The organism is Arthrobacter sp. LFS091, assembly GCF_047977885.1.
GTDB lineage: Bacteria > Actinomycetota > Actinomycetes > Actinomycetales > Micrococcaceae > Arthrobacter.
In genome coordinates, this window is the sequence record NZ_JBFPFP010000007.1 from 241,690 (window position 1) to 254,006 (window position 12,317).

Here is a 12,317-nt window from a genome sequence, read left to right on the forward strand (position 1 = left end):
GGCAGGCATAACAGAACAATGATCAGCGCCTTCACCGGACAACAGATCAGGGATGCGGAACAACCGCTCCTGGACTCCGGCGAGGGCGCTGTTCTTATGCAGCGGGCGGCCTACGGGCTGGCGCAAGAGGTAGTCCGGCAGGTCAAAAGGAAACGTAAGCTGAGCGGCGCCAGCGTCACGGTCCTTGCAGGCAAGGGAAACAACGGTGGAGACGGTCTTTTCGCCGCAGCCTTCCTTGCCCGTCGCGGAATGCGCACGACGGCGGTCCTCGCCGCCCCGGAAGTCCATCCCGGGGCACTGGCTGCTTTTACCGCCGCCGGTGGTCGGACCCTGCGCCTGGAGCCCGGGAACGCCGAAGAACTCGCCGTCATGTGCGCCGGCGACGATGCAATCATCGATGCCCTGCTTGGTACGGGGGCCCGTGGAGGCTTGCGTGGGGCTGCAGCCGAGCTGGTTGCCGCCTTGCAGGAACTGCGCCCCTCCCTGGTAGTAGCCTGCGACCTTCCCAGCGGACTGGACGCCGGCACAGGGGAAGTCCACTGGCCCGTGCTGAATGCGGACGTGACGGTCACTTTCGGCGGCATCAAAGCCGGCCTGATGACTGACCCGGGGGAGGCCTGTGCGGGTCGGGTTGAACTGGTGCCAATCGGTATCGAATCCGGGCTTGGTTCCGTGAGCCCGGAGCTGCGACGCCTCACTGCCGGCGACCTCGGACCCCTGCTTCCGACACCGGATCGCCGCGCGCACAAGTACTCACGGGGTGTCCTTGGGGTGGTGGCAGGTTCTGCGCGGTTCGCCGGTGCCGCCGTCCTGAGTGTCCACGCTGCAGCACTTGCCGGAGTGGGGATGGTGCGGTATTTGGGCCCAGAAGCCGCAGCGAAGGCTGTGCTGGCCCTGACCCCTGAGGCCTTGTGGGAGTCCGGCGATTCTGGTCGCGTCCAGGCCTGGGTGCTGGGGCCAGGGGTGGATGGGGATGAACAACTGCGGCGCGCCGGGGACGCGGCGAAGAAAGCCATGGAAGTCGGATTGCCCGTGGTGGTTGATGCCGGAGCGCTGGGCGTCCTGCCGGACCGTTGTCCGCCACACTGGATCCTGACACCGCACGCGGGGGAGCTGGCCTCCCTGCTCGATTCACTTCCGGCCCTGGGTGAGATCGCAGTGGCCCGCGACGACGTGGAAGCCCGCCCACTGCATTTCGTACGGCTGGCCGCCGAACTGACCGGCGCCACGGTGCTGCTGAAGGGTGCCACCACACTCGTGGCCTCGCCGTCGGGCGTTGTTTTCAGTCAATCGGAGGGCACTGCGTGGATGGCAACCGCCGGGAGCGGTGATGTCTTGGCCGGCGTTTTGGGTGCCCTGGTGGCGCAGTCCGCCGAAGAGGTCAGGGACGACGACGGCGCCTATGCTGCCTTGGGCTTGGAGCAAGCGGACCGTTGGGCTGCTGTGGCAGCCGTCGCGGCGAGCGTCCATGGCAGGGCAGGAGCCAACGCATCTGCCATTTTTGACGGTGGACCCATTACAGCCTCAGCAATCATGAAGGCCGTTCCAGCCGTCATTGGTTCGCTCAGCGCGGAATACGACCACACAAGACCCTAAGGTTACTGTCGTTGTCGGGGTTCTCTGTAGTCTTGCAACAGTTGTTCGCATCATCAAGAGGAGAACGCATGGAAGTCTGGCCCGGATCGGCTTATCCGCTGGGTGCCACCTTTGACGGCACCGGCACCAACTTCGCGCTGTTTAGCGAGAAGGCCGAAAAAGTGGAGTTGTGCCTCTTCGACGACGACGGCGGGGAAGTCCGCGTAGATGTCACCGAGGTTGATGGTTATGTATGGCACTGTTACCTGCCGCAGGTTCAGCCCGGGCAGAAGTACGGCTACCGCGTGCACGGGCCCTACGACCCCGACGCGGGTCAACGGTTCAACCCCAACAAGTTGCTCCTGGATCCTTATGCCAAGGCTGTCCACCGGCAGATCGATTGGGATCCGTCATTGTTTTCCTACAACATGGGTGACCCGGAGTCCCGGAATGACGAGGACTCCGCCGCGCACATGATGCTCGGTGTGGTGATCAACCCGTTCTTCGACTGGGACGGCGACAAGCTCCCGCGGATCCCGTACCACAAGTCGGTCATTTATGAGGCACACGTCAAGGGCCTGACGCAGACCCATCCGGAGGTGCCCGAAGAGCAGCGCGGCACGTACGCGGGCGTTGCCCACCCCGCCGTGATTTCACACCTGCAGAAGCTCGGCATCACAGCGATCGAGCTCATGCCCGTGCACCAGTTCGTCAATGACGGCATCCTGCAGGACAAAGGCCTGAGTAACTACTGGGGCTACAACACCATCGGGTTCTTCGCGCCCCACAACAGCTACAGCTCCAAGGGCGATACCGGGCAACAGGTCCAGGACTTCAAAGCCATGGTCCGCGCACTGCACAGCGCAGGCATCGAAGTGATTCTTGACGTCGTGTACAACCACACGGCCGAAGGCAACCACTTGGGACCCACGCTGTCCTTCAAGGGCATCGACAACTCCGCGTACTACCGGCTGGTGGAGGACGACCAAAAGTACTACATGGACTACACGGGCACCGGAAACTCGCTCAACGTTCGCAGCCCGCACTCCCTCCAGTTGTTGATGGACTCACTCCGCTACTGGGTCACCGAAATGCACGTTGATGGCTTCCGCTTCGACCTCGCGTCCACCCTGGCTCGTGAGTTCTACGATGTGGACAAGCTCTCCACGTTCTTCGAACTCATCCAGCAGGACCCGGTTGTTTCCCAGGTGAAGCTCATTGCCGAGCCGTGGGATGTCGGCCCCGGCGGCTACCAGGTGGGTAACTTCCCGCCTCAGTGGACCGAATGGAACGGCAAGTACCGCGATACCGTCCGCGATTTCTGGCGCGGTGAGCCCTCCACCTTGGGTGAATTCGCGTCCCGCCTGACCGGTTCGGCAGACCTTTACGAGCACTCCGGACGCCGGCCCTACGCCTCGATCAACTTCGTTACGGCACACGATGGCTTCACGTTGATGGACCTTGTGTCCTACAACGAGAAGCACAACGAGGCCAACGGCGAGGACAACAACGACGGCGAATCCCACAACCGCTCATGGAACTGCGGCGAGGAAGGGCCGACCGAAGATCCCACAGTGCTTGCGCTGCGGGCACGCCAGCAACGCAACTTCATTGCATCCCTGTTCCTCTCACAGGGTGTACCGATGCTGCTCCACGGCGATGAGCTTGGGCGGACACAGAACGGCAACAACAACGGGTACTGCCAGGACTCCGAGCTCACATGGATCAACTGGGACAACGTGGACCAGCCGCTGATCGAATTCACGGCGGCGGTGAGCGCCCTGCGCGCCAAGCACCCCAGCCTGCGACGCAGCCGCTTCTTCGACGGACGCCCGGTCCTCCGTGGCGAAGGTGAGCGGCTCCCGGATATCGTATGGCTGGATGCTGACGGCAGCACCATGAGCCCGTCCGACTGGGACGAAGCCTTCGGCCGCTCCGTGGGCGTGTTCCTCAACGGAGACGGTATCAACGGCCGCGACACCCAGGGCCGGCGCATCACGGACGTCAACTTCCTGCTCTACTTCAACGCCGACCAGGAAGATGTGGACTTCCAGATCCCCTCGGACGAGTACGCGCCCGCGTGGGACGTCATGATCGACACCGCTGGAGAGGGCGCCGAAGCCGGCGTCATCAAGCCCGAGCAGCACCTGAAGGTCAGCGGCAAGTCTCTGGTGGTCCTCCGCGCCCACAGCACGCCCGAGGTTGAGCCCGATCATTCCGTGGCTGCTTCCCTGGCTGCCCTGACCCAGACGAGCACCCCGGAAACGGCATCGCTCACTTCTCCCGCCGTAACGTCCCTGCCCTTCGACTACAAGGGGGAGGGGACCGCCACGCAGGAGAGCGGCCAGGACGGCGACGCTGCAGCTGAGCCGGCTTCAAAGGAGAACCAGGCGTGAAAACTCCCATCTCGACGTATCGGCTGCAGATCCGTCCGGGCTTCACCCTCCAGGACGCTGCCGGGCTAACCGGCTATCTGCGCTCCTTGGGAGTCGACTGGGTCTACGTGTCACCGATCCTGACGGCCGAACAAGGCTCTGATCACGGCTACGATGTCACCGATCCGTCAACCGTGGATGCCTCCCGCGGCGGCCCTGAGGGGCTCGAAGCCCTGGCCCGGTCAGCCCGGGAACAGGGCCTTGGCATCCTGGCTGACATCGTGCCAAACCACATGGGAGTCGCCTCACCCAAGCAGAACTCGTGGTGGTGGCAGCTCCTGAAGGAGGGCCAGGGTTCCAAGTACGCCGAAGCCTTCGACGTCGACTGGGCCTTTGGCGGCGGCAAGATCCGCGTTCCGGTCCTGGGCAGCGATGACGACCTCGACGAACTCAAGGTCGTGGACGGTGAACTGCGTTACTACGATCATGCCTTTCCGCTGGCAGAGGGAACTTACGCCGAAGGTGACAGCCCGAAAGATGTGCATGCCCGGCAGCACTACGAGCTGGTCGGCTGGCGGCGTGCCGATGCCGAGCTGAACTACCGGCGATTCTTCGCGGTCAACACGTTGGCTGGCGTGCGGGTCGAAATCCCTTGGGTTTTCGATGAAGCGCACCAGGAAATTGTCCGCTGGTTCCGTGACGGCCTGGTTGACGGGCTGAGGATTGACCACCCCGATGGCTTGGCCGACCCGGAAGGCTACCTGGCCAGGCTGCGGGAGGCTACCGGCGGGGCATACCTGCTGGTGGAAAAAATCCTTGAACCGGGCGAACAGCTTCCGGAGACCTTCGACTGTGAAGGCACCACCGGCTATGACGCACTTGCCGATGTGGACCGCTTGTTCGTGGACCCCTCAGCCGAGGAGTACCTGAACTCCCTCGACGCCCGGCTCCGTGGAACGGATGCGCCCGCTGATTACCACGCCATGATCCGTGGGACGAAGCGACGCATTGCCGATGGGATCCTGCGCTCCGAGATACTGCGGCTGGCGCGTTTGGTTCCTGAATCCCTGGAACTTCCCCATGGGAAAGTCGCGGATGCCCTCGCTGAGATCATTTGCTGCTTCCCGATCTACAGGACTTACCTGCCTTACGGCGCCAAGGTCCTGAGCCAGTCCATAGAAGAAGCAGCACGGCACCGCCCGGATCTCGACACCGTACTGCGTCGCTTGGAGCCACTGCTCCTTGATGAATCCGGCCCGCTGGCCCGCCGTTTCCAGCAGACCTCCGGAATGGTCATGGCCAAGGGTGTGGAAGACACTGCGTTCTTCCGCTACACGCGGCTGGGGACGCTCACGGAAGTGGGAGCCGACCCCACCGAGTTCTCAATCCCCGCAGGGGTTTTCCACGAGCGCATGGCACGTCGTCAACAGCTCCTGCCGTTGTCGATGACCACGCTGAGCACGCACGACACCAAACGGAGCGAGGACGCCCGCGCCCGGATTTCGGTTATTTCGGAGGCTGTTCCCGAGTGGGAGTTGTTCCTGGGAACGGTTCAGCAACTCGCTCCGATTCCGGACGGCCCCCTCGCAGCGTTGATATGGCAGTCAATCGTCGGAGCCTGGCCGGCTGATCGTGGACGCCTGCAGTCCTACGCCCTGAAAGCGGCGCGGGAAGCAGGAAACTCGACCAACTGGACCGATCCGAATGCCGAGTTCGAACGGCACCTGGCTGCCGCCGTCGACGCCGCTTTTGATGTCCCCGAAGTTGCGGCCGCGCTGGACAACTTCGTTGCCGAGCTTGAACCCTTCGGGACGACGAACTCGCTGTCGGCGAAGCTGATCCAGCTGACCATGCCCGGCGTCCCGGACGTCTATCAGGGCACGGAATTCCGGGATGGTTCGCTGACCGACCCGGACAACAGGCGGCCCGTGGATTTCAAGGCCCGCATCGCGGCACTCGCCGAGTTGGACGCCGGTGCCAAGCCGGCGTTCACGGAGGAATCGGCCAAGCTGCTGGTGCTCTCCCGCGCCCTGAGGCTGCGCCGCGATCGGCCGGAGCTGTTCGCAGGCTACCTGCCGGTGGCAGCTCGGGGTTCGGCGGCAGGCCATGTGGTGGCCTTCGACAGGGGAGCGGAAAAGCGGGGAGCCTTCACGGTAGCCACCCGGCTGCCCAGGCGGCTCGAACGTGACGGCGGGTGGCGGGACACCGTTATCGATCTCACGGTGGACAGCATCGACCAACTGACCGGTGCGTCCTACAGTGCCGGGGCTGTGCCGGTTGCACGGCTGCTTGAGCGTTACCCCGTGGCCCTGCTGGTGCCTGCCACCTGATTCCGGAACGACCAACGTCGTCACTGCAATGCACGCTTGAACACCTAAAGGGAGCATGATGCTGGAGCACGCTGCTGGGAAAAACCGCTATGACGTCTGGGCGCCGAACGCTGGTTCGGTGCGGCTGGTCGCAGGCGGTCAAGAGTACGCCATGGAACAACAGCACGACGGCGCGGCCACCGGTTGGTGGCGCGCCCCGGCTGACGCGGTGGCACGGGGAGCGGACGGTGACTCCTACGGTTACCTCGTGGACGGGGAAGGTCCTTTCCCGGACCCCCGTTCCCGTCGACAACCTGATGGCGTCCACGGCCTGTCGGCGATCTTCGATCCCGACGTCCACCAATGGCAGGATGCCGAATGGAAGGGCAAGGCACTGAAGGGCTCGGTCATTTACGAGCTGCACCTGGGCACCTTCACCCCGGAAGGGACGCTGGATGCGGCCGCCGGGAAACTGGACTACCTTGTGGACCTTGGCGTGGATTTCATCGAGTTGCTGCCGGTCAACGGCTTCAACGGTGTCCACAACTGGGGTTACGACGGCGTCCTTTGGTACGCCGTGCACGAACCATACGGCGGACCCGCGGCATACCAGCGGTTCGTCGACGCTGCCCACGCAGCAGGTTTGGGCGTCATCCAGGACGTTGTCTACAACCACCTTGGACCCAGTGGAAACTATTTGCCCAAGTATGGCCCGTACCTGAAATCGGGGGAGGGCAATACCTGGGGTGACTCCGTGAACCTGGATGGTCCCGGCTCGGACGATGTCCGCCGCTACATCCTGGAGAACGCAGAAATGTGGCTCCACGATTACCACGTGGACGGGCTGCGCCTGGATGCTGTTCATGCCCTGCGCGACGAACGGGCCGTCCACATCCTGGAGGACTTTGGGGCGTTGGCGGACCGGATCGAAGCCGAGACGGGTATTCCCAAGACCCTGATCGCGGAATCGGACCTGAACAACCCGCGCCTCATCTACCCGCGCCAGGACAACGGATACGGCTTGGAAGGCCAGTGGAGCGACGACTTCCACCACGCGGTGCACGTCAACCTCAGCGGCGAGATCACCGGTTACTACTCGGATTTCGAATCCCTGGCTGTGCTGGCCAAGGTCCTGGAACATGGCTTCCTGCACGATGGCAGCTACTCCAGCTTCCGCGGGCGGCACCACGGCCGACCCATCCGGCATGACCTGGCACACCCGTCAGCACTGGTGGTTTGCCTGCAGAACCACGACCAGATCGGGAACCGTGCAATCGGCGACCGGCTCACCGCCTCGCTCTCCTTCGGGAAACTGGCCATCGGTGCCGTGCTGACCATGACGTCCCCCTTCACGCCCATGCTGTTCATGGGTGAGGAATATGGCGCGTCCACTCCCTGGCAGTTCTTCACCTCGCATCCGGAACCGGAGCTGGGCAAGGCCACAGCCGAAGGCCGGATCAAGGAGTTTGAACGCATGGGATGGGACCCGGCGGTCGTTCCCGACCCCCAGGACCCAGAAACGTTCCAGCGCTCCAAGCTCAAGTGGGAGGAAGCAGAAGAGGGAGACCACTCCCGCCTTCTGCAGCTGTACAAGGATTTGGCACAGCTGCGCCATAACACCCCGGAACTGGCGGACGGCGGATTTGGGGATACCTCGGTTGAGTTCGACGACGACGAACGCTGGCTGCAGATGTCCCGCGGCGATGTACGGGTTGTCTGCAACTTCGGGGACGAGGCACTCGCGACACCCCTGGACGGCTCCGTGCTGCTGGCCACTGACCACGAAGCAGCCCTGGACGACGGGACGTTGACGCTTCCTGGCGGTAGCGCCGTCGTCGTCCGTATCAACTGACCTGATTCGAGGGTGACGGCGCCCACATAGCGGACGCGCCGTCACCCTTGGATTGTGCAGTGGCAGGATGGAACGTATGACTTATTCGGCTGCGGAGAACCGCTACGAAACCATGCCCTACCGCCGCGTCGGACGCAGTGGACTAAAGCTTCCCGCCATCTCGTTGGGCCTCTGGCACAACTTCGGCGACGACAAGCGGTTCGACGAACAGCGCGCCATCCTGCGCCGTGCGTTCGACCTTGGGGTCACCCACTTTGACCTCGCCAACAACTACGGACCACCGGACGGATCCGCCGAGACGAACTTCGGGCGCCACCTGAAGGACGACTTCAAGCCGTATCGAGACGAACTCATCATCTCCACCAAGGCCGGTTACTACATGTGGCCAGGCCCCTATGGTGAATGGGGCTCCCGCAAGAACCTGATCTCCAGCCTTGACCAGTCGCTGGAGCGGATGGGCCTGGACTACGTGGACATCTTCTACAGCCACCGCCCCGATCCTGAGACCCCGCTGGAAGAGACCATGGGGGCGCTGGACTACGCAGTACGCTCCGGCAAGGCCCTCTACGCCGGCATCTCCTCCTACACTCCGGAGCAGACCATCGAGGCCGCCCGGATCCTGAAAGAACTCGGTACGCCGCTGCTCATTCACCAGCCCAGCTATTCCATGCTCAACCGCTGGACGGAGAATGGCTCACCCAACCTCTATGAGGCACTGGATCAGGTGGGAGCAGGTTCCATCGCGTTCTCGCCCCTCGCCCAGGGGATGCTGACCGACCGGTACCTCAACGGTGTCCCGGCGGATTCCCGCGCGGCCAAGGAAAGGTTCCTCTCCGAGTCCGCGCTGACGGAAGAAAAACTGGACCGTGTGCGCGGACTCAAGGCGATAGCCGAAGGACGTGGGCAAACCCTGGCCCAGATGGCGATTGCGTGGATCCTGCGCGAGCAGCCGAAGGGCTCGCCCGTTACCTCTGCGCTCGTCGGGGCGTCCAGCGTCGCGCAGCTCGAGGACACCCTAAGCGCTATCAACAACCTGGAGTTCAGCAAGGACGAGCTGACGGCGATCGACGAATTCGCGGTGGAATCCGACATCAACCTTTGGGCGCAGAAGTAGCCAGCAGGAACTGACACAAACAGCAGGGGCCGGTAAGGAACAAAACCGGTCCCTGCTGTGTTGGTTAGAATGCAAGTGTGCGCCGAATGGCGCCGTGCCAATTAGCCGCGCCCTGGACATACTCAGGGACCCGCCTGGCACCTGAGGTTATTTCTCAAAGGAGTTCCGTGTCTTCACATCCGATTCGTGTTGCCATTGTTGGTGTAGGAAACTGCGCTGCATCGCTGGTCCAAGGTGTCCAGTACTACCGCGACGCTGACCCGAAGGCCACGATCCCGGGTCTGATGCACGTTGAGTTCGGTCAGTACCACGTCAATGACGTCCAGTTCGTCGCTGCTTTCGATGTCGATAGCAAGAAGGTTGGACTGGACCTGGCCGACGCCATCGGTGCCAGCGAAAACAACACCATCAAGATCGCCGACGTCCCGGCCACCGGTGTCACCGTTCAGCGCGGCCACACCCTGGACGGCTTGGGCAAGTACTACCGCGAGACCATCGTCGAAGCCCCCGAAGAGGCCGTGGACATCGTCGCAGCGCTCCGTGAAGCCAAGGTTGACGTCATGGTGTGCTACCTGCCCGTGGGTTCGGAACAGGCCGCCAAGTTCTACGCCCAGTGCGCCATCGACGCCGGCGTCGCATTCGTCAACGCCCTGCCCGTCTTCATCGCCGGCACCAAGGAGTGGGCCGACAAGTTCACCGAGGCCGGTGTTCCGATTGTTGGCGACGACATCAAGAGCCAGATCGGTGCCACCATCACGCACCGCGTCATGGCCAAGTTGTTCGAAGACCGCGGCGTCACCCTGGACCGGACGTACCAGCTGAACGTCGGTGGCAACATGGACTTCAAGAACATGCTGGAGCGCGACCGCCTCGAGTCCAAGAAGATCTCCAAGACCCAGGCCGTGACCTCCAACGTCGAGGCTGAGTTGCACGCCGACGACGTCCACATTGGACCGTCCGACTACGTTGCCTGGCTCGACGACCGCAAATGGGCGTTCGTCCGCCTCGAGGGCCGCAACTTCGGCGACGCACCTGTCTCCCTGGAGTACAAGCTTGAAGTATGGGACTCCCCGAACTCGGCCGGCGTGATCATCGACGCCATCCGCGCCGCCAAGATCGGCCTGGACCGCGGCATCGGCGGCCCGCTGCTCTCCGCTTCCAGCTACTTCATGAAGTCCCCACCGGAGCAGTTCAACGACGACCTCGCCCGCGACAAGGTGGAAGCCTTCATTCGCGGCGACATCGAGCGCTAAAGCCCTCAACAAGCGCCCCCGCACCCCGGTGAACAACACCTGGGAGCGGGGGCGTTTGTCGTGCGGCGGGTGGATTTTTTGGGGGAGGGCTAGAACAGGCCCGTGGGGTTGCCGTCGGCGTCGACGTCCATGCGCATGGCGGCCGGTTCCTTGGGGAGGCCGGGCATGGTCATCACCGCACCGGTCAGGGCCACAATGAACCCTGCCCCTGTCTTGGGGATCAGATCCCGTACGTGCACTTTGAAACCCTTGGGCGCGCCCAGCCTGGAGGCGTCGTCGGTGAAGGAGTACTGGGTCTTGGCCATGCACACGGGAAGTCCTGACCAGCCGTTCTTCTCGATCTCGGCGAGGCGTTTGAGCGCCGGTACGGAAAAGTCCACGCCGTCCGCCCCATAGATTTCCTGGACAATGGTTTGGATCTTTTCCTCGACGGAGAGCTCCAGCGTGTACAGATGGTGGAAGTCCGAGGGCCGTTCCAGCGCGGCGGTTACCTTGGCTGCGAGCTCATCACCGCCGTCGCCTCCGCCGCCGCGCCCCCAGACGTCGGCGACGGCTGCGTCCACGCCCTCGGCTGCGCACCAGGCCAGGAGCCAGTCCAGTTCTTCCGGAGTATCAGAGGCGAACCTGTTGATGGAGACCACGGGGGAGATGCCAAACTTTGCCACATTGCCGATGTGCCGCTTCAGGTTCTCCACGCCCGCTGCCAGAGCCTCGACGTTGGGCTCGTTGAGCCGGTCCTTGGGAATCCCGCCCTGCATCTTGAGCGCGCGGATGGTCGCAACAATGACGACGGCGGAGGGCGCCACGTCTGCGATGCGCGCCTTAATGTCCATGTATTTTTCGGCGCCGAGGTCTGCTCCGAAGCCCGCCTCGGTGACGACGATATCGGCGAGCTCCATGGCCGTGCGGGTTGCAATCAACGAATTGCAGCCATGGGCTATGTTGGCGAACGGGCCGCCGTGAACCAGCGCGGGGGTGCCTGCGATGGTTTGCACCAGGTTGGGCTTGATGGCGTCCTTGAGCAGCATGGTGAGGGCTCCCTCGACACCGAGGTCGGCGACGGTCACCGGGGACCGGTCGAAGGTGTAGCCGAACGTAATGCGACCGAGCCTGCTTCGCAGGTCATCCAGATCCGTGGAAAGGCAGAACACTGCCATGATTTCGGAGGCGACGGTGATGTCGAAGCCGTCTTGTCGGGGCACTCCTTGTGCCGGTCCGCCAAGCCCGATAACGACCTCCCTCAGCGCGCGGTCGTTCATGTCCAGCACCCGTTTGAAGGTCATCCGGCGAGGATCGATGCCCAGGGCGTTTCCCTGGAAGATGTGGTTGTCCACCAATGCCATGAGGGCGTTGTTGGCCGACGTCACGGCATGGAAATCCCCGGTGAAATGCAGGTTGATGTCGTCCATGGGCAGGACCTGGGAGTAACCCCCTCCCGTGGCTCCGCCTTTCATCCCCAGGATTGGGCCAAGCGAGGGCTCACGCAGGGCGATCATCACGTTGTTCCCGGCCCGTGCCAGGGAATCGGCGAGCCCCACGGTGGTCGTTGATTTGCCTTCGCCCGCCGGGGTGGGTGACATGGCCGATACCAGCACCACTTTGCCCGGTTTCCTGCCTTGGGGGAGTTGCAGCTTGGCCGGATTGATTTTGGCCTTGTAGGGCCCGTACAACTCAAGGGCGGCCACAGGGATTCCTGCCCGTTCGGCGATCTGCTCGACGGGCAGCATGGTGGCTTTGTGGGCGATTTCCAGGTCACTTAGGACCTTCTGTTCAGACATCGTTGTCCTTTGGCTGTGGCCATACAGGGTGCTGCGGGCCGGGCGTACTTGCGCTGTGCGC

The 12,317-nt window shown here is 63.3% G+C and carries 7 protein-coding genes; 6 read left to right on the plus strand and 1 reads right to left on the minus strand.

Annotated elements, in window-relative coordinates; translation table 11 throughout:
* Positions 1–18 precede the first annotated feature (18 nt).
* The 6 genes from ACNQOP_RS15065 (at position 19) to ACNQOP_RS15090 (ending at position 10,478) form a co-directional block, all read left to right on the plus strand.
* Positions 19–1,596: an NAD(P)H-hydrate epimerase gene (locus tag ACNQOP_RS15065; protein WP_416404955.1), complete on the plus strand. Its 1,578-nt coding sequence runs from the start codon at positions 19–21 to the stop codon at positions 1,594–1,596.
* 68 nt (positions 1,597–1,664) lie between these two features.
* On the plus strand, positions 1,665–3,971 hold the full coding sequence (gene glgX / locus ACNQOP_RS15070; RefSeq protein ID WP_284986494.1) for a glycogen debranching protein GlgX: 2,307 nt from the start codon (positions 1,665–1,667) through the stop codon (positions 3,969–3,971).
* A complete protein-coding gene (gene treY, locus ACNQOP_RS15075) occupies positions 3,968–6,280 on the plus strand; it encodes a malto-oligosyltrehalose synthase (protein WP_416404956.1) in 2,313 nt (770 codons plus the stop codon). The genes glgX and treY overlap by 4 nt, the downstream gene beginning before the upstream one ends.
* Before the next feature lie 58 nt (positions 6,281–6,338).
* Positions 6,339–8,111, plus strand: coding sequence for a malto-oligosyltrehalose trehalohydrolase (gene treZ / locus ACNQOP_RS15080; protein ID WP_416405013.1), 1,773 nt, complete (start codon positions 6,339–6,341; stop codon positions 8,109–8,111).
* A 76-nt stretch (positions 8,112–8,187) separates the two neighbouring features.
* Complete coding sequence (gene mgrA / locus ACNQOP_RS15085) at positions 8,188–9,225, plus strand: L-glyceraldehyde 3-phosphate reductase (RefSeq protein ID WP_257371244.1); 1,038 nt, start codon at positions 8,188–8,190, stop codon at positions 9,223–9,225.
* A gap of 167 nt (positions 9,226–9,392) precedes the next feature.
* Positions 9,393–10,478 carry an inositol-3-phosphate synthase gene (locus ACNQOP_RS15090; protein ID WP_257371243.1) on the plus strand — a complete coding sequence of 362 codons (1,086 nt, stop codon included), beginning with the start codon at positions 9,393–9,395 and terminating at the stop codon, positions 10,476–10,478.
* An 89-nt stretch (positions 10,479–10,567) separates the two neighbouring features.
* Here the strand turns inward: ACNQOP_RS15090 and ACNQOP_RS15095 are convergent, their stop codons facing one another.
* The gene (locus ACNQOP_RS15095) at positions 10,568–12,256 is read right to left on the minus strand and encodes a formate--tetrahydrofolate ligase (RefSeq protein WP_416404957.1); all 1,689 of its coding nucleotides are present in this window, start codon (positions 12,254–12,256) and stop codon (positions 10,568–10,570) included.
* Between the last annotated feature and the right edge of the window lie 61 nt (positions 12,257–12,317).

Coding starts and splice junctions, on each gene's coding strand:
- glgX (WP_284986494.1), top strand. CDS start 1,665: ATGGAAGTCTGGCCCGGATCGGCTTATCCGCTGGGTGCCACCTTTGAC.
- mgrA (WP_257371244.1), top strand. CDS start 8,188: ATGACTTATTCGGCTGCGGAGAACCGCTACGAAACCATGCCCTACCGC.
- ACNQOP_RS15095 (WP_416404957.1), bottom strand. CDS start 12,256: ATGTCTGAACAGAAGGTCCTAAGTGACCTGGAAATCGCCCACAAAGCC.
- ACNQOP_RS15065 (WP_416404955.1), top strand. CDS start 19: ATGATCAGCGCCTTCACCGGACAACAGATCAGGGATGCGGAACAACCG.
- treZ (WP_416405013.1), top strand. CDS start 6,339: ATGCTGGAGCACGCTGCTGGGAAAAACCGCTATGACGTCTGGGCGCCG.